Consider the following 23468-nt stretch of genomic DNA (forward strand, 5'->3'; position numbering starts at 1 on the left):
CTACTCCCCCTCGTTCATGGGGACGCGGATGCCGTGCTCGGCTGCCACGCGGGCGGCCTCCTCGTACCCGGCGTCCACGTGCCGGATCACACCCATGGCGGGGTCGTTGGTCAGGACGCGGTCCAGCTTGGCGGCGGCCAGCTCGGTGCCGTCGGCGACGCTGACCTGGCCCGCGTGCAGGGAGCGGCCCATGCCCACACCGCCGCCGTGGTGGATGGACACCCACGACGCACCGGAGGAGGTGTTGACCAGGGCGTTGAGCAGCGGCCAGTCGGCGATGGCGTCGGAACCGTCCTTCATCCCCTCGGTCTCGCGGTAGGGGGAGGCCACCGAACCGGTGTCCAGGTGGTCGCGGCCGATCGCCAGCGGCGCCGAGATCTCACCGGAGGCGACGAGTTCGTTGAAGCGCGCCCCGGCGGCGGCCCGCTCGCCCTGGCCCAGCCAGCAGATCCGCGCGGGCAGGCCCTGGAAGGCGACGCGCTCCCCGGCCATGCGGATCCACCGGGCCAGGTGGTCGTTGTCGGGGAACAGGTCGAGGATCGCCCGGTCGGTGCGGGCGATGTCGGCGGGGTCGCCGGACAGGGCCGCCCACCGGAAGGGGCCCTTGCCCTCGCAGAAGAGCGGGCGGATGTAGGCGGGGACGAACCCGGGGAAGTCGAAGGCCCGGGTGAACCCGCCCTCGCGGGCCTCGTCCCGGATGGAGTTGCCGTAGTCGAAGACCTCGGCGCCCGCGTCCTTGAACCCGACCATGGCCTCCACGTGCGCGGCCATCGACTCGCGGGCGCGGGCGGTGAACTCCTCGGGCTTGGCCGCGGCCAGGTCGTGCCAGTCCTCGAAGGCCACGCCGACCGGCAGGTAGGACAACGGGTCGTGCGCGGAGGTCTGGTCGGTGACCACGTCGATCGGGGCCCCGTCGGCCAGCAGGGCGGGCAGCACCTCGGCGGCGTTGCCCAGAACGCCGATGGACAGGGCGCGGCGCTCGTCGCGGGCCCGGACGGCCAGTTTCACGGCGTGTTCCAGGTTGTCCGCGCGTACGTCCAGGTAACGGTGCTGGAGGCGGCGCTCGATGCGGCTCGGATCGCACTCGACCACGATCGCCACACCGCCGTTCATGGTCACGGCCAGCGGCTGGGCGCCGCCCATCCCGCCGAGGCCGGCGGTGAGGGTGATGGTCCCGGCCAGGGACCCTCCACTGTGCTCGCCTGAACCGCTCAGCTTGGCGGCGACCGCGGCGAAGGTCTCGTAGGTGCCCTGGAGGATGCCCTGGGTGCCGATGTAGATCCACGAACCGGCGGTCATCTGCCCGTACATGGTCAGGCCCTGGGCCTCCAGGCGGCGGAACTCCGGCCAGTTGGCCCAGTCGCCGACCAGGTTGCTGTTGGCGATGAGGACGCGGGGCGCCCACTCGTGCGTGCGCATGATGCCGACCGGGCGGCCGGACTGCACCAGCAGGGTCTCGTCGCCCTCCAGGTCGCGCAGGGAGGCGGTGATCCGGTCGAAGCTGCGCCAGTCGCGCGCGGCCCTGCCGGTGCCGCCGTAGACGACCAGGTCCTCGGGGTGCTCGGCCACCTCGGGGTCGAGGTTGTTGTGGAACATGCGCAGGGCGGCCTCCTGCTGCCAGCCCTTGGCGGACAGGGTGGTGCCGCGCGCGGCGCGGACGGTACGCGGGGTGTTCATGACGGCTCCTCGGGGTGTCAGGCGAGCGGGGTGACGGACTCGGCGGCGGCGACGACGGTGCCGTCGGCGACCAGTGCGGCGACGGCGGCGATCTCGGGCGCCAGGTGGCGGTCGGGGCCGGGCCCGGACACGTGCTCGCGGACGGCGCGCAGGACGGCCCCGGTGGCGGGGCCGGGCTCCAGCGGCGAACGCAGGTCCAGGGCGCGGGCGGCGGTGAGCAGCTCGACGGCGAGCACACTGGTCAGCCCCTCCACGGCCCGGCGGAGCTTGCGCGCGGCCGACCAGCCCATGGACACGTGGTCCTCCTGCATGGCGGAGCTGGGGATGGAGTCGACGCTGGCGGGTGCGGCCAGGCGCTTGAGTTCGGAGACGATGGCGGCCTGGGTGTACTGGGCGATCATGTGCCCGGAGTCGACGCCGGGGTCGTCGGCGAGGAAGGCGGGCAGGCCGTGGGAGCGGGCGACGTCGAGCATGCGGTCGGTACGCCGCTCGGCGATGGAGGCGGTGTCGGCGACCGCGATGGCCAGGAAGTCGAGCACGTAGGCCACGGGTGCGCCGTGGAAGTTGCCGTTGGACTCCACGCGGCCGTCGTCGAGGACGACCGGGTTGTCGATGACGCTGTCGAGCTCGCGCCCGGCGACCAGGAGCGCGTGGTCGAGGGTGTCGCGGGCGGCGCCGGCCACCTGGGGGGCGCAGCGCAGGGAGTAGGCGTCCTGGACCCGGTTGCACTCGGGGCCCCGGTGGGAGGCGACGATCGGCGAGTCCGCCAGCATGGCGCGGATGTTGGCGGCCGAGGCGGCCTGACCGGGGTGCGGGCGCAGGCGCTGGAGCTCCTCGGTGAACACCCGGTCGGTGCCCAGCAGCGCCTCGACGCTCATCGCCGCGGTGATGTCGGCGACCTTGAGCAGCCGGGCGAGGTCCTGGCAGGCGAGGACGAGCATGCCGAGCATGCCGTCGGTGCCGTTGATCAGGGCCAGCCCCTCCTTGGCGCCGAGCTCCACGGGGCGCAGACCGGCCTCGTGCAGGGCGGTGTAGGCGTGCTTCCTCTCCCCGGAGGCGTCGCGGACCTCGCCCTCCCCCATGAGGGCGAGCGCCACGTGGGACAGCGGCGCCAGGTCGCCCGAACAGCCCAGGCTGCCGTACTCGTGGACGACGGGGGTGATCCCGGCGTTGAGCATCGCGGCCAGGGTCTCGACCGTGGCGACCTCCACCCCGGTGTTGCCCGAGGCCAGGGTGCGCAGCCGCAGCAGCATGAGCGCGCGGACGACCTCGCGCTCGACCTCGGGCCCGGTCCCGGCGGCGTGGGAGCGGATGAGGGAGCGCTGGAGGCGGGCGCGCAGGTCGGGAGCGATGTGGCGGGTGGCCAGGGCGCCGAAGCCGGTGCTGACCCCGTAGGCGGGGACCTCGCCGCGGGCGAGCGACTCGACCCGCTCACGGCCGTGCCGGACGGCCTTGAGGGACTCCTCGGCGAGGATGACGCGGGCGCCCTCGCGCGCGACGGCCAGGATCTGGGCCGGGGTGAGCGGGGCTCCGCCGACGGTGACGGTGGAAACTGCTGTGGTCATACCCCCATTGCACCGCTGGCGGGCCCGGTGGTGAAGGGGTGACGCGAGGGTTGTGTCTGGTATTTCAGACAACCCCGACCGGACCCGATCGCCCGGCCCTTTCCCTAACGGATCACGCGGACCTCGCACCGCAGCCCCGGGGCGGCGGCGAGGCGCGCGTCCCCCGTCACCAGGGCGCAGTCCAGTGCCTCGGCCACCGCGACGTAGGCCGCGTCATAGGACGTCAGATCGGACCGCAGAGCCCAGATCCGGTCCGCCACGCCTCCGACCAGGTCCACGTGCACGATCGCCTGGAGGCCGTAGAGCTTGCGCGCGGCCTCCGCCCCGCCAACGGACACCTTCCGGCCGAGCACGAGCCCGCGCAGTGAATTGAGGAACTCGACCGGCTGATGACTGGGGGCGTACCACTCGCTGTCGCCCCCGAGCACCCGACGCGCCGCGTTGCTGGAACGCCCCGGCGCCCCCAGGTAGAGATCGATCAGAACAGACGTGTCAACGACGATCACGCGGCACCGCTCTCCCCTTCGCCGCCCGGCGACTCGTCGCCACGAGCGGCCCGAACGGCCGCGACGATCTCGTCCATGCTCAGGTTGGCCCCCGGCAGAGGTGTCTGTTCGACGACTTCCCGGTTACGGGCGAAGCGCGCCTCGCGCTCCAGCACGGCGAGTACGTACGCCTGGAGTGACTGCCCCGACCGCTTGGCCTCCGCCACCAGGATCTCTCTGACCTCGTCCGGAACATCCTTGACCTGAATAGCTCCCATGGCGCCATAGTAGCGCAATTTAGCTAAATTTAGCTCTCTGATCACGCGATAGAGAGCGCCAAAATGGCGCCCAAGGTTCTTCCCAGGTGCCCCACAGGGGTGGGACAATCGGGGCATGAGTCTCGTACCGGCGGCCACCCGCGCTCTGCGGCTGCTGCGCTTCCTGGCCTCGCGGCCCGGCCCCGTCTCGGCCTCGACCGCCGCCGCCGAACTCGGCCTCCCCCGCTCCAGCGTCTACCAACTGCTGGAGGCGCTGGCCGAGGAAGGGTTCGTCACCCACCTGCCCGAGGAGCGCCGCTGGGGGCTGGGCGTGGCCGCGTTCGAGATCGGTTCGGCCTACCTGCGCCACGACGGCCTCGAACGGCTGACCCGTCCGCTCCTGCACCAGTTGACCGAGGCCACCGGCGCCACCGCCCACCTGGGCATCCTGCACGGCGCCGACACCCTCTACCTGCTCAAGGAGCAGCCCCCGCACGCGCCCACCCTCATCACCGGCGTCGGCGTGCGCCTGCCCGCGCACCTGACCGCCTCGGGCCGGGCGATGCTCGCCCTGCTCCCCCGCGCCCAGGTCCGCGCCCTCTACCCGGACGCCGCGGCCTTCACCGACCGCACCGGGCGCGGCCCGGCCACGCCGTCAGAGCTGCGCCGCCTCCTGGCCGAGGAGCTGCGGCAGGGATGGTCCATGGAGGACGGGCAGGTCACCGAGGGCTTCGTGTCGGTGGCGGCCGCCGCCACCGACCACAACGGCCGCCCCGCCGCCGCGATCAGCCTGACCGTGCCCAGCGCCCGACCGGTGACCCCGCAGGCGCTCGCCGCGCGGGTGCGCGACGCGGCGGCCGACCTCACCCGGAGGCTGGACGGGCGACGCGCCTCACCGTAGCGGTTCGCTGCGCTCCACGATCGACGGCAGCGGCGCCGTGCGCTCGACCATGCGCAGGATGCGCTCCTTGACGTCCTCGGGCACCTGCACGTAGAACTGCGTGGGCGCGTCGACCTCCTCCAACCCCAGGCTCTGCGCGCTCTCCGCCCAGGTGGGCAGTTCGGGGTCGGTGCGGTGGGTGTCGAGGACGAACTCGATGAAGTAGGTCAACCGACGGCCCCCGACGTGCACCTCGCGGATCCGCCGGACCTCCGGCCAGGCGATGAACGTCCCCTCCCCCGGGAACCACCACTTGCGTTCCTGCAGGACGGTCAGCCCGTCGCTGTCGGCGCTGATCCCCTGGCGGGTGATGCGCTGCGGCAGCCCGCGCACGACGACGACGTTGCTGCCGGGCCCGACGAAGGCCATCACCACGGCGGCCGTGCTCCACAGGACGACGGAACCGATCGGCGGGTCCCCCGACACCAGGGTCCACACGAGCGAGCCGACCACGACGAGGAATCCCAGGGTCAGGGCGACGGAGAAGTACGCCACCGCCATCCACATCCGGGCGTTGGGTCCGCGCAGACTGACGTAGCGCCGCAGGTGCGACACCCCGGAGGGCGGCCGGGTCAGGTCCGAGGGCACGCCCCGGGCCGGGGCGGAGGCGTCGGGAGGTTCGGGGGAAGCCATACCCCCCATTCTCCCAACTCCGCGGGACACCCGGTGCGCGGACGGCCCCCCGCCGACGGCCACGGGCGGCAATCCACGCGAAGGCCGGGCGGTGGCGCCGCGCTCGGACTAGGGTTCGCCCCATGAGACGCAACGCACGTGAGTACGACACCGAACTGCGGGCCAACGGGCGGATCATCTCCCTGGACGGTGTGGCCTACCAGGGCCGGACCGTCCTGCGGGAGGGGCCCGACCAGTTCGCCCCGCTGGAACGCTGGGCCAAGGGGGTCGCCGAGACCCTGGGTGAACCGGTGACCTGGCGCGCCCTCGACCACGGGGAACTGGCCGCACGGGGCACGGTGCAGCCCGGGCCGGGAGCTCAGAACCTGCGCGCGCTCTGAGCTCCGCACTTGGCGCACTGGAACTTGCGGTCGTCACCGAGAATCCAGTCGTGCTCGCCACCGGTCGGACACGCTGACATCGACACCATCTCCTCAGGAGGGGCTGTTGGGGGTGCGTGGCGATCACTGTAATTCCCAGTAACCACACGAGTCCCGGGAATGAAAAAGTCCAACCATCCTTCACATCCGCGTCGGACGATGCCATTCCACGATGGAAACGTCGGCACGCGACGTGATCCCCCCGTCATTCCACGCCACCACCGCCCTCCCCGGCACCGGGACGCACCCGGCCCCCACCCGGAACGCCACGAGGGGCCCGTCGCTACGGCGACGGGCCCCTCGGACGGAGTCATGACCGGGGCGCTCCCGTTCGGGCGCCGCCAGGGTTCTGTGCGGCGGGTCGAGCCGCCGGCGGAGCGGGCACGACCTAGTTCTGGGAGGCCTTCATGTGGGCCTCGACCGCGGCGCGGTCGGCGCGCAGCTTGGCGAGCGCCTCGTCGAGGATGAGCTTGCCCTCCTCCTCGCTCCGCCGCTCCTTGACGTAGGCCAGATGGGTCTTGTACGGCTCGGTGCGCGGCGGCGAGGGGGGGTTGGCCTTGTCCTTGCCCGCGGGGAAACCGCAGCGTGGGCAGTCCCACTCGTCGGGGACGGCTGCCTCGCTCGCGAAGCTGGGCACGACCTCGTGCAGGTTCGCACAGTAGAACGGAACCCGGATCCGCGGGGCGGCCTCGCCGCGCTCCGCCTCGCCCATCGGGCCGGCTCCGACTCGACTGCCACGGATGGCACTGCCACTACCCACGAAAAACTCCTTCGGCGAACGCGCTCACCGGCACTCGGGCGAGCGTGACTGTGGACGGGGGAAGCCTCTGGGGGCGCCTGCTAGGCCCGGCCGTACAGGATGCCGAGGACGACGACGGACAGGATCCACACGATGCCGACGGCCACCGTCATGCGGTCGAGGTTGCGTTCGACCACCGACGACCCGCCGAGCGAGGACGTGACCCCGCCGCCGAACATGTCGGACAGACCGCCGCCCTTGCCCTTGTGCAGCAGCACCAGGAAGATCAGCAGCACACTGAGAACCATCACGAAGATGGACAGACCGAGAGTCACACGCTCACCCGTAGCTCGACCCCGAAGCGGGGGGATGGACACCACGGCCCCCGTTTCCCACCCGTACCGGCGACGGCGCCGCGGCACCTGGCCGACCGGTCGGATCGTGGAAGGAGGAGACCGGGACGATTTCGGATTTTACCGTGCCGCCGGCGGCACGGGCGGGGACTTGCGCGACGCGCGCAGGTCCCCTCAGCGAAGTCTAGCCCGACGGGAGCCCCCGTCGGACACCCCGTCCGCCGAACCTGGACGAACCGACCCGGTGGACGGGGCATCGCGAGACGTCCAGCGACTACTGCTCGCTGTAACGGATCACCTTGACGAACTCGTCGGCCTTCAGGCAGGCACCGCCGACCAGAGCGCCGTCCACGTCGGGCTGGGCCATGATGCCCGGGGCGTTGTCACCCTTGACCGAACCGCCGTAGAGCACGCGCACCGCGTCGGCGACCTCCTGGGAGTACAGCTCGGCCAGGCGCGCGCGGATGGCCGAGCACACCTCCTGGGCGTCCTCGGGGGTGGCGACCTCACCGGTGCCGATCGCCCACACCGGCTCGTAGGCCACCACGATCCTGGCGGCCTGCTCGGCGGTGATCTCCTTCAGGGCGCCGTCCAGCTGGGCCAGGACGTGCTCGACCTGGCGGCCCTCCTTGCGCACCTGCAGGCCCTCGCCGACACAGAGCAGCGGCACGATGTCGTTCTTGAAGGCGGCCTTGACCTTGGCGTTGACCAGGGCGTCGTCCTCGTGGTGGTACTCACGGCGCTCGGAGTGGCCGACCAGCACGTAGGAGCACTCCAGTTTGGCGAGCATCGCACCGGAGATCTCACCGGTGTAGGCGCCCTTGTCGTGCGCGGAGATGTCCTGGGCGCCGAAGCCGATCCGCAGCTTGTCCCCGTCCACCAGCGTCTGGACGCTGCGCAGGTCGGTGAACGGCGGCAGGACGACGACCTCGACCCTGTCGTAGTCCTTGTCCTTCAGGGCGAAGGCCAGCTTCTGGACGAGCGCGATGGCCTCCAGGTGGTTGTTGTTCATCTTCCAGTTGCCCGCGATGAGCGGCAGGCGCTGGGACATGTGGTCACTTCCCGTCTAGGCTGAACGTGTGTGGAGCCGGGCCCGCTCCGGTCCTCCCCGTGACTTCGGACCGCCTCCGAACGCTCCGGGGCCCGGCCCGCGGCGGGGATCGCCGGAGGGGCCTCAGGCGAGGGCGTCGATACCGGGCAGGTCCTTGCCCTCCAGGTACTCCAGGCTGGCACCGCCGCCGGTGGAGATGTGGCCGAAGGCCGACTCCTCGAAGCCCAGCGCGCGCACCGCCGCCGCCGAGTCGCCGCCACCGACCACGGTGAAGGCGTCGGAGTCGATGAGCGCCTGGGCCAGCGCTCGGGTACCGCCCGCGTACGGCTCCATCTCGAACACGCCCATGGGGCCGTTCCAGAACACCGTGCGGGTGTCGGCGATCTTCTCCGCGAACAGCGCCTGACTCCGCGGACCGATGTCCAGGCCCATCCGGTCGGCCGGGATCGCGTCGACGTCCACCGCCGCGTGGGGGGCGTCGGCGGCGAACTTCTCCGCGGCCACGACGTCCACGGGCAGGACGATCTCCACACCCTCGCGCTCGGCGCGCTCCAGGTAGCCGCGCACGGTGTCGAGCTGGTCGGTCTCCAACAGGCTGGAGCCGACCTCGTACCCCTTGGCCTTGAGGAAGGTGAACACCATGCCGCCGCCGATGAGCAGGCGGTCGGCGGTGCCGAGGAGGTTGTCGATGACGCCGAGCTTGTCGGAGACCTTGGAACCGCCGAGCGCCACCGCGTAGGGACGCGCCGGGTCGGCGGTCAGCTTGCGCAGGACCTCGACCTCGGTCAGGACGAGGCCGCCGACGGCGTGCGGGAGCCTGCCGGGCAGGTCGAAGACGCTGGCGTGCCTGCGGTGCACGGCGCCGAAGGCGTCCCCGACGTACAGGTCGGCCAGCTGGGCGAAACGGTCGGCGAGCTCCCCGCGCTCGGCGTCGTCCTTGCTGGTCTCGCCGGGCTCGAAGCGCACGTTCTCCAGGAGCGCGACCTGGCCGTCGGCCAGCGACGCGCAGGTGGCCCGGGCCGACTCCCCGGCGGTGTCGGCGGCGAAGGCCACCTCGGCGCCGAGCAGCTCGCCCAGGCGGGCGGCGACCGGGCGGAGGGAGAAGCGCGGGTCGGGGGCGCCCTTGGGGCGGCCCAGGTGGGCGGCGACGATCACGCGCGCGCCGCGTTCGCGCAGCTTCTCGATGGTGGGCAGGGCCGCGCGGATACGGCCGTCGTCGGTGATCCGCTCGCCGTCCAGGGGCACGTTGAGATCGGCCCGGACGAACACGCGCTTGCCGGAGACGTCGAGGTCGTCGATCGTCCGCATGCTGGTCTCCTCGGTGGTCTGATCAGCCCGGACGTCGCGCCGGGCAGAGGTCGGGCGGGTACTCGGACAGCGGCACCCCCTCGCTGTGGGCGAAGGGGTGCCGCGGGGTGAGGGCGCGAGCCCCGTGTCCGGTGGTTACAGGTTGGAACCGACCAGCTTGGCCAGGTCGACCAGGCGGTTGGAGTAGCCCCACTCGTTGTCGTACCAGCCGACGACCTTGACCTGGTTGCCGAACGCCATGGTCAGGCTGGAGTCGAAGGTGCAGGAGGGCGAGGTGCCGACGATGTCGGAGGAGACGATCGGGTCCTCGGTGTAGACCAGGACGTCCTTGAGCGGACCCTCGGCGGCGGCCTTGAACGCGGCGTTGACCTCGTCCTTGGTGACCTCGCGGTCCAGGGTGACGACCAGGTCGGTCACGGAGCCGTCCGGCACCGGGACGCGCATGGCCATGCCGTCCAGCTTGCCCTGCAGCTCGGGGATGACCAGGGCGGTGGCCTTGGCGGCGCCGGTCGTGGTCGGGATGATGTTCTGCGCGGCGGCGCGGGCGCGGCGCAGGTCCGAGTGCGGGAAGTCCAGGATGACCTGGTCGTTGGTGTAGGCGTGCACCGTGGTCATCAGGCCCTGCTGGATGCCGAAGGCGTCCAGGAGCACCTTGGCCATGGGCGCCACGCAGTTGGTGGTGCACGAGGCGTTGGAGATGACGTTGTGCTGGGCGGCGTCGTACTTGTCGTCGTTGACGCCCATGACGACGGTCAGGTCCTCGCCCTTGGCCGGGGCGGAGATGATGACCTTCTTGGCCCCCGCGCTGATGTGCTTGCTGGCGTCCTCGGCCTTGGTGAAGCGGCCGGTGGACTCGATGACCACGTCCACGTTCAGGTCGGACCAGGGCAGCTGGGCCGGGTCGCGCTCGGCCAGGACCTTGACGGTCTTGTCGCCGACGCGGATGAAGTCGTCGCCCACCTCGACGTCACCCGCGAGGGTGCCGAGCACCGTGTCGTACTTGAGCAGGTGCGCGAGCGTCCTGGTGTCGGTGAGGTCGTTGACCGCGACGATTTCGATGTCGCTGCCGCCAGCGGCGACCGCACGCCAGAAATTGCGGCCGATCCGACCGAAGCCGTTGACGCCTACACGGATGGTCACGGAACCAATCTCCTCATATGTCGCACATCATTTCCACCCGCGCATTCGTTCTCGCCCACGCCGTTCGCCCTGGCTGGAGGACCAGAGCAACCGCATTGAACAGGGTTAACACGCGCCAGGTGTTGTCAGAGAGCCTAGCGGAGCGCCGACGGACCACGGCGACGGGCCCTGAGTTCGGCGGCCCGCAGACCCTCGGGATTCGCGACCATACTGGCACCAACCGACGAACAGGTCTATACCATTGTCTGAAGTTATCCGCGTGTTTCCGCAGTTAACAAAGCCGAACACCTCAGGACCCTCGGGCGACCCCGCGTTCACACCGCCGTCACCCGGCGGCGCGGCCTCACGGAACCAGCATGTCCGGCGTGAGGTTCGCCTCGGTCCCCTCGATGCCCAGGTCAGCGGCGCGCTTGTCGGCCATGGCCAGCAGCCTGCGGATCCGCCCGGCGATGGCGTCCTTGGTCAGCGGCGGCACCGACAGCTGCCCCAGCTCCTCCAGGGACGCCTGCTTGTGCGCCAGGCGCAGCTTCCCGGCGGCCACCAGGTGCTCGGGGGCGTCCTCACCCAGGATCTCCAGGGCCCGCTCCACCCGCGCCCCCGCCGCCACCGCCGCGCGGGCGCTGCGCCGCAGGTTGGCGTCGTCGAAGTTGGCGAGCCGGTTGGCGGTGGCCCGCACCTCGCGGCGCATCCGACGCTCCTCCCAGGCCAGCACACTCTGGTGGGCGCCCAACAGGGTCAGCAGGGCGCCGATGGAGTCCCCGTCGCGCACCACGACCCGGTCCACACCGCGCACCTCACGCGCCTTGGCGTGCACCTTGAGCCGACGGGCCGCTCCGACCAGCGCCAGCGCCGCCTCCGGACCGGGACAGGTGACCTCCAGCGACATCGACCGGCCCGGCTCGGTCAGGGATCCGTGGGCGATGAACGCCCCCCGCCAGGCCGACTCGGCGTCACAGGCCCCGCCCGCGACCACGTGCCGGGGCAGCCCGCGCACCGGACGGCCGTTGTTGTCCACCAACCCCGTCTGGCGGGCCAGGGACTCACCGTCCTTGATCACCCGGACCACGTACCGGTTGCCCTTGCGCAGACCGCTCGGGGACAGCACGACCACCTCGGACTCGTGCCCGAAGACCTCGGAGATGTCCTTGCGCAGACGACGCGCGGCGGCACCGGTGTCGAGCTCGGCCTCGATCACGATCCGCCCGCCCACCAGGTGCAGGCCCCCGGTGAACCGCAGGATGGTGGACACCTCCGCCTTGCGGCAGCATGGCTTGAGAATGGCCAGACGGCTCAACTCATCCTTCACCACGCCGGTCATCGCCATCGCCGCGATCCTCCCCCTCGAACTGGCCCGTCCCGGTGGACCCGCACCGGGCACCGGTGTGCACCGACGCGGCCCCGCCGCGCTCGGTTTCCTTCGAGGCAGACTACTTGACCGCTCCCCTCCCCGAGAGGAAGGGATTCACCGGCGCGTCCACCCCCCGTCATGACATGTGCGGGGATTCCTGGCCCAGGCCGCCCGAACGCCCCGCGGACGCCAGGCTCCACAGGTGGCGCGGGCGTGTCGCGCTTCACCCCGGTGCCCGCTCAATCGCCCCCGGCCTCGTCCGCCAACCGTTCCTCCAGATAGTCGCGGAGGACGAGCGCATGGTTGTGCTCGGTGTCGCGAGCCGCGTACAGCAGGGTGACCGGGCCTCGGCGCGCCGCCGCCAGGGCGGGCTCCACCGCCTCCGGCCGGGCCTCCAACTCGGTGCGGTAACGCTCGGCGAACCCGGCGAACCGCTCGGGGGCGTGGCCGAACCACGACCGCAGCCCGGAGCTGGGGGCCGCCTCCCGCAACCACTCGACGCCCGTCAAGGACTCCCGGGACACACCGCGCGGCCACAACCGGTCCACGAGGAACAGCCGTCCCCGCGGCGACGGCCGCCCCTGCCGTGGGTGCTCACGCGCACGCACCACGTCGTACACCCGCTCCACGTCAACACGGTGGCCAGCCATGTCGCGGGTCTTCCCCGGACAGGCCCCGTTCACGCGCTCAGTCGGACAGGATCCGCTCGAAGGCCGCCGCGAGCCGCTCGGCGTCGTGGCGCGGCGAACCGTCGTCACGGCCCAGGTCGGCCAGCTCCAGACGGCCGCCGACCGCGCGCACCACCCGCTCCAACGGCTCGACGTCCTCCACCGTGCCCCGGTCGGCCAGCACCACGTCCACGCCGAGTTTGGGCGCGTGCTCGTGCAGGACCTCCAGGTAGGTCTCGGGCCGGAAGCCGTCGGTCTCGCCCCGCTGCGGTGACAGGTTGAGCGTCACCACACGCCGGGCCCGGGTGGTGACCAGGGCGTGTGCCAGGTCCGGGACCAGCAGGTGCGGCAGGACACTCGTGAACCACGATCCGGGTCCGAAGACCACCCAGTCGGCCTCGCGGACCGCCTTGACCGCCTGCGGGCTGGCCGGCGGGGCCTCGGGGATGAGGGAGATCGACCGCACCTGCCCGCTGGTACTCGCACACGCCACCTGGCCCCGCACCGTCGTCAGCTCCTCGGGACGGTCGGGATCGATCCCCGCGACCTCGGCGGCGATGTCCAGCGGAACCGACGACATCGGCAGCACCCGCCCGTGCGCGCCCAGCAGCTGACCCACCCAGTCCAGACCCGCCACCGAGTCCCCCAACAGCTCCCACAGGGCCACGATCAGCAGGTTGCCGACCGCGTGGCCGTGCAGTTCGCCCTCGGAGCGGAACCGGTGCTGGATCACCTGGCTCCAGGTGTGCCCCCACTCGTCGTCACCGCACAGCGCCGCCAGGGCCATCCGCAGGTCACCGGGGGGCAGCACGCCCAGTTCACGGCGGAGCCGACCGCTGGAACCGCCGTCGTCGGCGACGGTGACGATCGCGGTGACGTCGGTGGTCACCCTGCGCAGCGCCGAGAGGGACGCGTGCAGCCCGTGCCCGCCGCCCAGGGCGACCACACGGGGTGGGCGCCTCCCGTCACCGTGCGGCACCGTGCTGTTCGACATGATGGCTGTGGCCTGCCCCTCGTCCCGTGTACGGCTGGCGCTCGCGACCGCGCCGCCGGCACCGGCGGGCGGGTGGTCGACCCGCGCCCAGGACCGCCGGTCACCGGTCCCGCGCGGGACCGGCACCAGCGGTGACCGGGCCAATCTAAGCGAAGACACAGCACTTGGCGATTCCGCTCACTCTGCGTGCCTCGCCCGGATCGGCGAGGGGGTCACTCCCGCCCGACGTCCCGGTGAACGACGTGCACGTCCACCCCCTGGGAACGAAGCCGGTCACCGAACTGCTCGGCCATGGCGACACTGCGGTGCTTACCGCCCGTGCACCCCACCGCGAGCGTCATGTAGTGCTTACCCTCACGCTGGTAGCCCTCGATGGTCAGCCTGAGCACCTCGGAGTAGGACTCCAGCATCTCCTTGGCCCCGTCCTGCGACAGGACGTAGTCGCGCACGGGGGCGTCCCGGCCGTTCATCGGCCGCAGGTCGGGCACCCAGTGGGGGTTGGGCAGGAACCGGCAGTCCAGGACCAGGTCGGCGTCCACCGGCAGCCCGTGCTTGAACCCGAACGAGACGACGTTGGCGCGGATACGGCCCTCGCCGTCCTCCCCGAAGAAGCCGAGCACCCGCGCCTTGAGCTGGTGCACGTTGAGCTGGGAGGTGTCGATGACCAGGTCGGCCTCGCCCCGGATGGCGCGCAGGGTCTCGCGCTCCCGGGTGATGCCGTCGGTGAGCAGGCCGTCGCCCTGGAGCGGGTGGCGGCGGCGCACCCCCTCGAAGCGGCGGACCAGCGCCTCGTCGCCCGCCTCCAGGAACAGCACGCGCGCGGTCATGTCGCGCTTGCGCAGCTCCTCCACCGTGGACAGCAGGTCCTCGGTGAAGGCCAGCGACCGCACGTCCACGACGACGGCGACCCGCGGCACGGCGCCGTTGGTGCGCCCGGCCAGTTCGATCATGGTCGGCAGCAGCCCGGGGGGCAGATTGTCCACCACGAACCAGCCCAGGTCCTCCAGCGCCCTGGCCGCCGTACTCCGCCCCGCCCCGGACATACCGGTGACGATGACCACCTCCGGTGGCAGCTCGCCACCCAGTTCGACCGTCATGTGTCTCCTCCCCCGTCGGTGCCTTGCTGTGCTGGTGCCTGCTCGCCGTCGCGGCCCGCCCCGGCGGACCCACCGGCCAGGTGGGCGTGCACGGCATCGGCCAGTTTGGGGCCGATACCCGGAACCGTCGCGATCTCCTCCGCCGTGGCCGAGGCCAGGCGTCTGACCGACCCGAACTCCTTGATCAGCGCCGACCTGCGGGTCGGGCCCAGGCCCGGCAGGTCGTCCAACGCGCTGCCCGTGAGCGCCTTGGCGCGCTTGCGGCGGTGGTAGGCGATGGCGAAGCGGTGCGCCTCGTCGCGCACCCGCTGGAGCAGGTACAGACCCTCACCCGTGCGGGGCAGGATCACCGGGTCCTCGTCGTCGGGCAGCCACACCTCCTCCAGGCGCTTGGCCAGACCGCACACGGCGACGTCCTCGATCCCGAGTTCGTCCAGCGCCCGGCGCGCCGCCTCGGCCTGGGGGCGGGCCCCGTCGACCACCACCAGGTTAGGGGGGTAGGCGAACTTGCCGGGCGCGGGGGCGTCCTCGGCGGAGCGGTCGCCGTGGTCACCGCTCTCCCCCATCCGGGCGACCTCACCGGCGCGGGCGCTCTCCTCAAGGTAGCGGGTGAACCTGCGTTTGATCACCTCGTACATGGCGGCGACGTCGTGCTGTTCGGCGCCGCCCGCCCCGGACCCGCGGATGCTGAACCGGCGGTACTCGGACTTGCGGGCCAGCCCGTCCTCGAACACCACCATGGACGCCACCACGTGCTCGCCCTGGAGGTTGGAGATGTCGTAGCACTCGATACGCAGCGGCGCCTCGGGCAGGTCCAGGGCCTCCTGGATCTCGTTGAGCGCCCGGCTGCGGGTGCTCAGGTCGCCGGCGCGGTGGGTCTTGTGGCGGGCCAGCGCCTCGCGGGCGTTCTTGGCCACGGTCTCCATGAGGTCCTTCTTGTCGCCGCGCCGGGGCACGCGCACGGTGACCGCCGACCCCCGGCGCTCCGAGAGCCAGGAGGCGACGGCGGAGACGTCCGCGGGGGCGTCGGAGACCAGGACCTCGCGTGGGACCGCGCCACCGGTGTCGGCGTCGACGTCCGCCTCCTCCCCGGCGTCGCCGTAGAGCTGGCCGAGGAAGGTCTCCATCAGCTCGTCGGGGCCGGCGTCGGTGACCTTGTCGACCACGTACCCCCGACGGCCCCGGATCCGGCCGCCGCGCACGTGGAAGATCTGCACGGCCGCCTCCAGCTGGTCGTCGGCCATCGCGATGACGTCGCAGTCGGTGGAGTCGGGCAGCACCACGGCCTGCTTCTCCAGGGCGGCGCGCAGGGCCGCGATGTCGTCGCGGATACGGGCGGCCCGCTCGTACTCCATCTCCTGGGCGGCCTCACCCATCCGCGCCTCCAGTTCGCGGATGAACCGTCCGGTGTCCCCGGCCAGGAAGGAGCAGAAGTCGTCCACCAGCGCCCGGTGCTCGGCGGGGGTGGCCCTGCCCACACACGGGGCCACGCACTTGCCGATGTAGCCGAGCAGGCACGGGCGGCCGCTGTTGCGCGCGCTCCGGAAGACGCCCGCCGAGCAGGTCCGCACCGGAAAGACACGGAGCAGCAGGTCGACGGTCTCGCGGATGGCCCAGGCGTGGGAGTAGGGGCCGAAGTAGCGCACCCCGCGCCGCTTGGCGCCGCGCATCACCTGGACGCGGGGGATCTCCTCGTTCAGGGTGACCGCGAGGTAGGGGTAGCTCTTGTCGTCGCGGTACTTGACGTTGAAGCGGGGATCGTACTGCTTGATCCAGGAGTACTCCAGCTGGAGCGCCTCCACCTCGGTGCCCACGACCGTCCAGTCGACGTCGGCGGCGGTGGAGACCATCTGCTGGGTGCGCGGGTGCAGTCCGGCGAAGTCGCGGAAGTAGGAGGACAGCCGCGCGCGCAGGTTCTTGGCCTTGCCGACGTAGATGACCCGCCCCGAGGCGTCGCGGAACCGGTAGACCCCCGGGTCGCGCGGGATGGATCCGGGGGCGGGGCGCAGGTGAGGAGTCGCAGCCATACCCCCATTCTGGTCGGTGGGAGGGACAACCGGCCACCCGCGCCGCCCACGTCACACCGGCCGAACGTCACGAGAGGATATCGGGATGCCCTAGGTTGGGCGGTACCGACGAACTTCCCAACTCGGACGATGAGGGGGCTTCCACCGTGTCACCTGGCCAATGGATCGCGATCGGCGTCGCCGTCGCGGTCGCCCTGCTGCTGGTCTTCGCGGTCCACTGGCTACTCAACCACCAGCTGGGCCGGATCTGGCCACACGCCCGCTTCGTGGTCGCACGGTCGACCTTCACCGCCTACGCCGCCGCCGCGGTCGCGGGCGCCAACCTCGCGCTGCCGGACAAGGGCGACGTCGACTGGGGCACGTACCAGACCATCCAGCACGCCATGCAGATCCTCATGATCGCGTCGCTGACCGGTCTGGGCATCAGCCTGGCCTACGCCGCGACGGACATGATCCTGGCGCGCCTGTCGAACTCCAACGGCGACGCCGACCGCCGCGCCCGACGCATCCAGACCCAGGTGCGGCTGCTGCGCCGGGTGATCACCTCGATCATCGTGGTCCTGGCGGTCTCCGCGATCCTGTTCACCTTCGACGAGGTGCGCGCGCTCGGCGCCGGTCTGCTGGCCTCCGCGGGCATCATCGGCATCGTCGCCGGTGTGGCCGCCCAGTCCACCCTGGCCAACCTCTTCGCCGGCCTCCAGCTGGCCTTCAGCGACTCCCTGCGCATCGGCGACGTCGTCGTCATCGAGGGCGAGTGGGGGCGCGTGGAGGAGCTGACCCTGGTCAACGTCACCGTGAAGATCTGGGACGAGCGCCGCCTGGTCGTGCCGGTCGCCAACTTCACCAGCATGGTCTTCGAGAACTGGACGAAGCAGGGCACGGAGATCATGGCGAAGGTCATGCTGCCCCTGGACTGGGAGGTCCCGGTCGAGGCCCTGCGCGAGGAGGCGGGCCGCCTCATCACCTCCAGCAAGCACTGGGACGGCCGCAGTTGGTCCTGCCAGGTCGTGGACATCCTCAACGAGGGCCTGGTGGTGGTGCGGGTGGTCGCCACCGCCGCCGACACCGGCGACCAGTGGAACATCGCCTGCGAGATCCGCGAGCACCTGGCCGCCTGGCTGGTCGAGCACTACCCCGAGTCCCTGCCCCGCAGGCGCACCGAGTTCGTCACCAGTGGCGACGACGCGGACTACGCGGCCCAGTTCCCCACCTCGGCGTTCCGCCGATCGGGGAACTCCCGCAGCGCCGAGAGGGCCCTGGTGGAGCACCGGGACACCGAGGCCGGCGGGGACAGCGACGGCTGACACGTACGGCGGGGCCCGGAACACGCTGGTGTTCCGGGCCCCGCGGCGTGTCCGGGCGACCGCCCGCCCCGCGCCTCAGTCCAGGATGATGTCGGTGCCGTCGATCGTCACCGTGAACGGTTCCAGGGGTTCGGTGGCCGGGCCGACCACCGGTTCCCCGGTGACCAGGTCGAACTGGCTGCCGTGGCACAGGCAGCCGATGACGTCGGTGACCTCCTGGACCGTGCAGCCGCCGTGTGTGCAGGACGCGGCGAAGGCCCGGTAGTCGCCCTCCTCGGGCTGGGTGACGACGAGCTTGCTGTCACTGAAGACCGCTCCCCCGCCCACGGGCACGTCCGTGGTCTGGCCGACCACCGTGCCCCGCCGCACGTCCTGCGGCTTGGGCGGTTCCCCACAGGCGGCGGCACCGGCCGTAACGGCCGCGGCCGCACCCGCCGTCCCGAGCAGGCTGCGCCTGCTCATCCCGCACCCGCACGTTCTCTGACCGGCCACGACCGAACGCTCCTCATCTGCACCGCTACGTTCAACACTACGAACTGTAGTAGGTACTGGGAGCGGCCCCGACCAGGGGTGGCATCCCCTCCGGGAGTCCGCCGACCCCCGGTCAGCTCACGTCGAGCACCACGGTCCCGGCGATCTTGTCGTGGATCCCCTGCCGGTTGGGGCGGTCCCAGGCGGCCATCCCACCGGTGAGCACGACCACCGCCATGAGGGCGGCCCACCGCGGCGCGTTGGGCAGCGCGAACAGCAGCACCGGCAGGCCGAACAGGGCCGCCCGGACGGTCAGGGCCGCGACGGGCACCGGACCGAGACGGCCCGCACCGGCCGCGGGCGCCACCTTGATCCCCGCCAACCGCTTGCCCAGGGTCTGCTGCCACCGAGCCACCGCCAGAGTCTCGTAGCCGGTGTACAGCACGAAGAAACTCACCGCCAGGAAGTACCCGTAGCTGCGCGCGCCGCCGCCGGACCCGCCCAGGAGGTTGAGCGCCCCCAGCCAGACGAGGGCGAGGAGCAGGGCCACCAGCAGGGCGGGCAGCGCCACCGCCACCATGTCCACGGAGCGGGCCAGGACCCGTGCCCCCCAGGTCGCCAACGGGTACAGCCGTTCCCGGGGACCGGAGGGACCGGGCGCGGGGAACCCCCCGCCACCCCCCGGAGCCCCCTGGTACGGGTACCCCTGCCGGGGCGCTCCGCGATGCGGGTCCGGGGGTGGCTGGTGCATGGTGGTCTCCGACCTCCTGGACGGTGCGCGACGGTTCAGAGCATCTTGGCGAGGAACTGGCCGGTGTAGGACTCGGCGACCGCGGCGACCTCCTCGGGGGTGCCCTGGGCCACCACCCGGCCGCCGCCGGAACCGCCCTCGGGACCCATGTCGATGACGTGGTCCGCGGTCTTGATGACGTCGAGGTTGTGCTCGATGACGATCACCGTGTTCCCGCTGTCCGTCAACCTGTTGAGCACCCCCAGCAGCTTACGGATGTCCTCGAAGTGCAGCCCCGTGGTGGGCTCGTCCAGAACGTACACCGTCCGCCCGGTGGAGCGCCGCTGGAGCTCGGCGGCGAGCTTGACCCGCTGGGCCTCGCCGCCGGACAGGGTGGTGGCGGGCTGGCCCAAGCGCACGTACCCCAGACCCACGTCGGTGAGAGTCTGCAGGTGGCGGCGGATGGCGTTGATCGGCTCGAAGAACTCCAGGGCCTCGGCGATGGGCATGTCGAGCACCTCGGAGATGTTCTTGCCCTTGTAGCGCACCTGGAGGGTCTCCCGGTTGTACCGGGCTCCGTGGCACACCTCGCACGGCACGTACACGTCGGGCAGGAACTGCATCTCGATCTTGAGTGTGCCGTCACCCGAGCACGCCTCGCACCGGCCGCCCTTGACGTTGAAGGAGAACCGGCCCGGCTGGTAGCCGCGCGTCTTGGCGTCGGTCGTCTGCGCGAACAGCTTGCGGATGTGGTCGAAGACGCCGGAGTAGGTGGCCGGGTTGGAGCGCGGGGTGCGGCCGATCGGACTCTGGTCGACGTGCACGACCTTGTCCACCTTGCCGGTGCCGTTGACCCGCAGGTGGCGCCCGGGGACGTCGCGCGCCCCGTTGAGCTCCTTGGCCAGGGCCTTGTACAGGATCTCGTTGACCAGCGTGGACTTGCCCGACCCGGACACGCCCGTCACGGCGGTGAACACACCCAGCGGGAAGGTGACGTCGATCCCGTCGAGGTTGTTCTCCCTCGCCCCGCGCACGACGAGCTCGTGCCCCCTGGTGCGGGGGCGGCGCGCGGCGGGCAGCTCGATGGAGCGGCGTCCGGCCAGGTAGTCCCCGGTCATCGAGTCGGGACAGGTGAGCAGCTCGTCCACGATGCCCGACACCACGACGTGGCCGCCGTGCTCGCCCGCGCCCGGGCCGATGTCGACCACCCAGTCGGCGGCGCGGATGGTGTCCTCGTCGTGCTCGACGACGATCAGCGTGTTGCCGATGTCGCGCAGGCGCTGGAGGGTCTCCAGCAGGCGCGCGTTGTCGCGCTGGTGCAGGCCGATGGACGGCTCGTCCAGGACGTAGAGCACGCCGACCAGGCCCGACCCGATCTGGGTGGCCAGACGGATGCGCTGGGCCTCACCGCCGGAGAGCGAACCGGCCGAGCGGGCCAGGCTGAGGTAGTCCAGCCCCACGTCCAGCAGGAAGCCCAGGCGGGCGTTGATCTCCTTGAGCACCTGGGCGGCGATGACCATGTCCCGGTCCGACAGCCGAAGGTCGGCGAGGAAGGCGGCGCTCTGGCTCAGCGACATCTGCGCGACCTCGGCGATGGACTTGCCGCCGACCGTCACGGCCAGTACCACCGGCTTGAGCCGGGTTCCCTCACAGGTGGGGCAGGGCACGGTGCGCATGTAGCCCTCGAGCCGCTCACGGCCCCAGTCGCTCTCGGTCTCGGAGTGGCGCCGCTTGACCCAGGGGATGACGCCCTCGAACTCGGTGTAGTAGGAGCGGTTGCGCCCGTACCGGTTGCGGTAGGTCACGTGGACCTGGGTGTCGTGGCCCTCCAGGATGGCCTTGCGCACGCGGCGCGGCAGCCTCTCCCACGGGGTGTCCAGGTCGAAGCCGATGGCCTCGCCCAGGGCCGTGAGGATGCGGTCCCAGTACCCGGAGTTGGTGCCGCCCGTCCACGGGGCGATGGCCCCCTCGGCCAGGGTCTTCTCCGGGTCCGGCACGAGCAGGTCGGCGTCGACCTCCATGCGGGTGCCCAGGCCGGAGCAGTCGGGGCAGGCGCCGTAGGGGGCGTTGAAGGAGAACGAGCGCGGTTCGAGCTGTTCGAAGGACAGGTCGTCGTAGGGGCAGTACAGGTGCTCGGAGAAGACCTTCTCCCGCTCGGGGTTGTCCTCGGGCAGGTCGACGAAGTCCAGGACGATGGTCCCGCCCGCGAGCTTGAGCGCGGTCTCCACCGAGTCGGTGAGGCGGCCCCGGGCGGAGGGCTTGACGCTCAGGCGGTCCACGACGACCGCGATGTCGTGCTTGTCGTAGCGGCCGAGTTTGGGCGGCTCGTCCAGCCGGACGGCGGCGCCGTCGACGACGGCGCGCGTGAAGCCCTTGGTCTGCAGGTCCTTGAAGAGTTCGACGTACTCGCCCTTGCGGCCGCGCACGACCGGGGCGAGTACCTGGAAGCGGGTGCCCTCGGTCATCTCCAGGACCCGGTCCACGATCTGCTGCGGGGTCTGCCGGGCGATCTCGCGGCGGCACTCCGGACAGTGCGGCACACCCACCCGCGCCCACAGCAGACGCAGGTAGTCGTACACCTCGGTGATGGTGCCGACGGTGGAGCGGGGGTTGCGGCTGGTGGACTTCTGGTCGATCGACACCGCGGGCGAGAGCCCCTCGATGAAGTCGACGTCCGGTTTGTCCATCTGTCCCAGGAACTGTCGGGCGTAGGCCGACAGGGACTCGACGTAGCGCCGCTGCCCCTCGGCGAAGATCGTGTCGAAGGCCAGGGAGGACTTACCGGACCCGGACAGGCCGGTGAACACGATCATGGAGTCGCGCGGCAGGTCCAGCGAGACGTCCTTGAGGTTGTGCTCGCGTGCTCCCCGGACTACCAGTTGTTCGACCATCGAGTGAGACATCCTTCGGCTTGGGCGCACAGGACGCGGCCTCGTCGCGCGACGTCGGCTGACCCGTGTGTGGACTTCGCGGTCCGGCGGACGGTCAATCGGCCGCCCCGGCCCGGGAACCGGGCGCGAAAGGGGGTGGGAAGAGGACGCGGGCCCCGCGGTCCCTCCCGTCCGACAAGACTAACGACCACCGGCGGCGGTTTCTTCCACCTCGAGAAAGTGGTGGCGCCCGGACGGCTGCGCGCCGGGCACCACCACTATAGACGAACAGGCGTTCGAATTCGGTTGTTTTCGAGAATCGGGCCGGACCCGACCGGGGTCAGGAGCGGTCGGCTGCGGCGTCCTTCTCGACCTCGGCCCTGGCGGCGGCCCGCCGACCGGTGTCGACACGGGCCTTGATCAGGCTGGCGACGATGGTGACCGTCATGAGGCCGATGATCACGGTCAACGAGGTGCCGATACCGATCTCCGGGGCGTGCACGCCGTTCTCGTGCAGCGCGTGCAGGATCATCTTCACACCGATGAAGACCATGATCGCGGACAGGCCCCAGCTGATGTAGACGAGCTTGTCCATGAGGCCGGCCAGCAGGAAGTAGAGCTGGCGCAGACCCAGCAGCGCGAAGGCGTTGGCGGTGAAGACGATGTAGGCGTCCTGGGTCAGGCCGAAGATAGCCGGGATGGAGTCGACGGCGAAGACCAGGTCGATGACACCGATCGCGACGATGACCAGGAGCATCGGGGTCACATGCCGCCTGCCGTCGAGCTTCACCGTCAGGTGCGCGCCGTGGTAGTCGTCGGTGACCGGCCAGAAGCGCTTGACCAGGCGCACCGCCGGGTTCTGGGTGAAGTCCTTCTCCTCCTCGTCGTCCTTGAGGTGGTCCCGGACGATCTTGTAACCGGTGTAGATGAGGAAGGCGCCGAAGAGGTAGAAGACCTCGCTCCAGGCGTTGATCACCTGGGCGCCGAGGATGATGAAGAAGCCGCGCATCACGAGCGCGATGACGATGCCGATGAGCAGGACCTCGTGCTGGTACTTCTTCGGGACCGCGAAGGCGCCCATCAGGAGGTAGAACACGAAGAGGTTGTCGACGCTCAGGCTCTTCTCGGTGATGAACCCGGCGAAGTACTCGGCGCCGGCGGTCGAACCGCCGAAGTACATCACGCCGAAACCGAACAGGATGGCCACACCCATGTAGAAGGCCGCCCACCAGGCGGCCTGGCGGATCCCGAACTCCTTCGGTCCGCTCTTCTTGCTCCAGGGATGGTCGACGATGGCCAGGTCGATCGCCAGGACGGCGACCATCCCCAGGATGGTGACAGCCCATACCCACAGGGGAACGTTCACGGTCGGAAACTCCTCCGGTCGGTGCG

22 protein-coding genes are annotated in these 23468 nt (G+C 71.1%); 3 read left to right on the forward strand and 19 right to left on the reverse strand.

Annotated elements, in window-relative coordinates; genetic code table 11:
- The 4 genes from hutU to DVR05_RS15105 form a co-directional block, all read right to left on the reverse strand.
- On the reverse strand, positions 1 to 1677 hold the full coding sequence (gene hutU, locus DVR05_RS15090; RefSeq protein ID WP_116246522.1) for a urocanate hydratase: 1677 nt from the start codon (positions 1675 to 1677) through the stop codon (positions 1 to 3).
- Positions 1678 to 1694: 17 nt separating this feature from the next.
- Positions 1695 to 3242, reverse strand: a complete 1548-nt coding sequence (hutH, locus tag DVR05_RS15095) for a histidine ammonia-lyase (RefSeq protein ID WP_116246523.1) — start codon at positions 3240 to 3242, stop codon at positions 1695 to 1697.
- 104 nt (positions 3243 to 3346) lie between these two features.
- Positions 3347 to 3748: a type II toxin-antitoxin system VapC family toxin gene (locus DVR05_RS15100; RefSeq protein WP_116246524.1), complete on the reverse strand. Its 402-nt coding sequence runs from the start codon at positions 3746 to 3748 to the stop codon at positions 3347 to 3349.
- Positions 3745 to 4005, reverse strand: a complete 261-nt coding sequence (locus DVR05_RS15105) for a hypothetical protein (RefSeq protein WP_116246525.1) — start codon at positions 4003 to 4005, stop codon at positions 3745 to 3747. The genes DVR05_RS15100 and DVR05_RS15105 overlap by 4 nt, the downstream gene beginning before the upstream one ends.
- Positions 4006 to 4120: 115 nt before the next feature.
- On the opposite strand from DVR05_RS15105, the gene DVR05_RS15110 reads away from it, so the two are divergent.
- Positions 4121 to 4885 carry an IclR family transcriptional regulator gene (locus tag DVR05_RS15110; RefSeq protein ID WP_116246526.1) on the forward strand — a complete coding sequence of 255 codons (765 nt, stop codon included), beginning with the start codon at positions 4121 to 4123 and terminating at the stop codon, positions 4883 to 4885.
- On the opposite strand, the gene DVR05_RS15115 is transcribed toward DVR05_RS15110, so the two are convergent.
- A complete protein-coding gene (locus tag DVR05_RS15115) occupies positions 4877 to 5557 on the reverse strand; it encodes a hypothetical protein (RefSeq protein WP_116246527.1) in 681 nt (226 codons plus the stop codon). The two genes, DVR05_RS15110 and DVR05_RS15115, sit on opposite strands and share 9 nt — an antisense overlap.
- A 122-nt stretch (positions 5558 to 5679) precedes the next feature.
- Between DVR05_RS15115 and DVR05_RS15120 the strand changes: the two genes are divergently transcribed.
- On the forward strand, positions 5680 to 5937 hold the full coding sequence (locus DVR05_RS15120; protein ID WP_116246528.1) for a hypothetical protein: 258 nt from the start codon (positions 5680 to 5682) through the stop codon (positions 5935 to 5937).
- Between the two features lie 427 nt (positions 5938 to 6364).
- On the opposite strand, the gene DVR05_RS15125 is transcribed toward DVR05_RS15120, so the two are convergent.
- From DVR05_RS15125 to uvrC, 10 genes are all read right to left on the reverse strand, one after another.
- Positions 6365 to 6736, reverse strand: a complete 372-nt coding sequence (locus tag DVR05_RS15125) for an RNA polymerase-binding protein RbpA (protein WP_017606310.1) — start codon at positions 6734 to 6736, stop codon at positions 6365 to 6367.
- An 80-nt stretch (positions 6737 to 6816) separates the two neighbouring features.
- Positions 6817 to 7050, reverse strand: a complete 234-nt coding sequence (gene secG / locus DVR05_RS15130) for a preprotein translocase subunit SecG (RefSeq protein WP_075924865.1) — start codon at positions 7048 to 7050, stop codon at positions 6817 to 6819.
- Positions 7051 to 7342: 292 nt separating this feature from the next.
- The gene (tpiA, locus tag DVR05_RS15135) at positions 7343 to 8119 is read right to left on the reverse strand and encodes a triose-phosphate isomerase (RefSeq protein WP_116246529.1); all 777 of its coding nucleotides are present in this window, start codon (positions 8117 to 8119) and stop codon (positions 7343 to 7345) included.
- Between the two features lie 123 nt (positions 8120 to 8242).
- Positions 8243 to 9427 (reverse strand): phosphoglycerate kinase, encoded by a 1185-nt coding sequence (locus DVR05_RS15140; protein WP_116246530.1) that lies wholly within the window; start codon positions 9425 to 9427, stop codon positions 8243 to 8245.
- A 135-nt stretch (positions 9428 to 9562) separates the two neighbouring features.
- Positions 9563 to 10567: a type I glyceraldehyde-3-phosphate dehydrogenase gene (gap, locus tag DVR05_RS15145; protein WP_116246531.1), complete on the reverse strand. Its 1005-nt coding sequence runs from the start codon at positions 10565 to 10567 to the stop codon at positions 9563 to 9565.
- Between the two features lie 343 nt (positions 10568 to 10910).
- The gene (gene whiA, locus DVR05_RS15150) at positions 10911 to 11891 is read right to left on the reverse strand and encodes a DNA-binding protein WhiA (protein ID WP_075924862.1); all 981 of its coding nucleotides are present in this window, start codon (positions 11889 to 11891) and stop codon (positions 10911 to 10913) included.
- 263 nt (positions 11892 to 12154) lie between these two features.
- Positions 12155 to 12565 (reverse strand): DUF488 domain-containing protein, encoded by a 411-nt coding sequence (locus tag DVR05_RS15155; protein WP_116246532.1) that lies wholly within the window; start codon positions 12563 to 12565, stop codon positions 12155 to 12157.
- Positions 12566 to 12602: 37 nt separating this feature from the next.
- Positions 12603 to 13577 carry a uridine diphosphate-N-acetylglucosamine-binding protein YvcK gene (gene yvcK, locus DVR05_RS15160; protein WP_198659197.1) on the reverse strand — a complete coding sequence of 325 codons (975 nt, stop codon included), beginning with the start codon at positions 13575 to 13577 and terminating at the stop codon, positions 12603 to 12605.
- 212 nt (positions 13578 to 13789) lie between these two features.
- A complete protein-coding gene (gene rapZ / locus DVR05_RS15165; RefSeq protein ID WP_116246533.1) occupies positions 13790 to 14674 on the reverse strand; it encodes an RNase adapter RapZ in 885 nt (294 codons plus the stop codon).
- Positions 14671 to 16701 (reverse strand): excinuclease ABC subunit UvrC, encoded by a 2031-nt coding sequence (gene uvrC, locus DVR05_RS15170; RefSeq protein WP_116246534.1) that lies wholly within the window; start codon positions 16699 to 16701, stop codon positions 14671 to 14673. Before uvrC ends, rapZ begins: the two co-directional genes overlap by 4 nt.
- A 146-nt stretch (positions 16702 to 16847) precedes the next feature.
- On the opposite strand from uvrC, the gene DVR05_RS15175 reads away from it, so the two are divergent.
- A complete protein-coding gene (locus DVR05_RS15175; RefSeq protein ID WP_116246565.1) occupies positions 16848 to 18005 on the forward strand; it encodes a mechanosensitive ion channel family protein in 1158 nt (385 codons plus the stop codon).
- Positions 18006 to 18080: 75 nt separating this feature from the next.
- Here DVR05_RS15175 and DVR05_RS15180 read toward each other — a convergent pair whose 3' ends face one another.
- The 4 genes from DVR05_RS15180 to DVR05_RS15195 all read right to left on the reverse strand — a co-directional run bounded on the left by DVR05_RS15180 (position 18081) and on the right by DVR05_RS15195 (position 23442).
- Positions 18081 to 18467, reverse strand: coding sequence for a Rieske (2Fe-2S) protein (locus DVR05_RS15180; RefSeq protein WP_116246535.1), 387 nt, complete (start codon positions 18465 to 18467; stop codon positions 18081 to 18083).
- Positions 18468 to 18609: 142 nt separating this feature from the next.
- Complete coding sequence (locus tag DVR05_RS15185) at positions 18610 to 19098, reverse strand: RDD family protein (protein ID WP_232832152.1); 489 nt, start codon at positions 19096 to 19098, stop codon at positions 18610 to 18612.
- 164 nt (positions 19099 to 19262) lie between these two features.
- Positions 19263 to 22097 (reverse strand): excinuclease ABC subunit UvrA, encoded by a 2835-nt coding sequence (gene uvrA / locus DVR05_RS15190; protein WP_116246537.1) that lies wholly within the window; start codon positions 22095 to 22097, stop codon positions 19263 to 19265.
- 319 nt (positions 22098 to 22416) lie between these two features.
- Entirely contained in the window at positions 22417 to 23442 is a 1026-nt protein-coding gene (locus tag DVR05_RS15195) for a TerC family protein (protein WP_116246538.1), read from the reverse strand.
- Between the last annotated feature and the right edge of the window lie 26 nt (positions 23443 to 23468).

The sequence above is a fragment of the Nocardiopsis sp. FIRDI 009 genome (assembly GCF_003386285.1).
Lineage (GTDB): Bacteria > Actinomycetota > Actinomycetes > Streptosporangiales > Streptosporangiaceae > Nocardiopsis.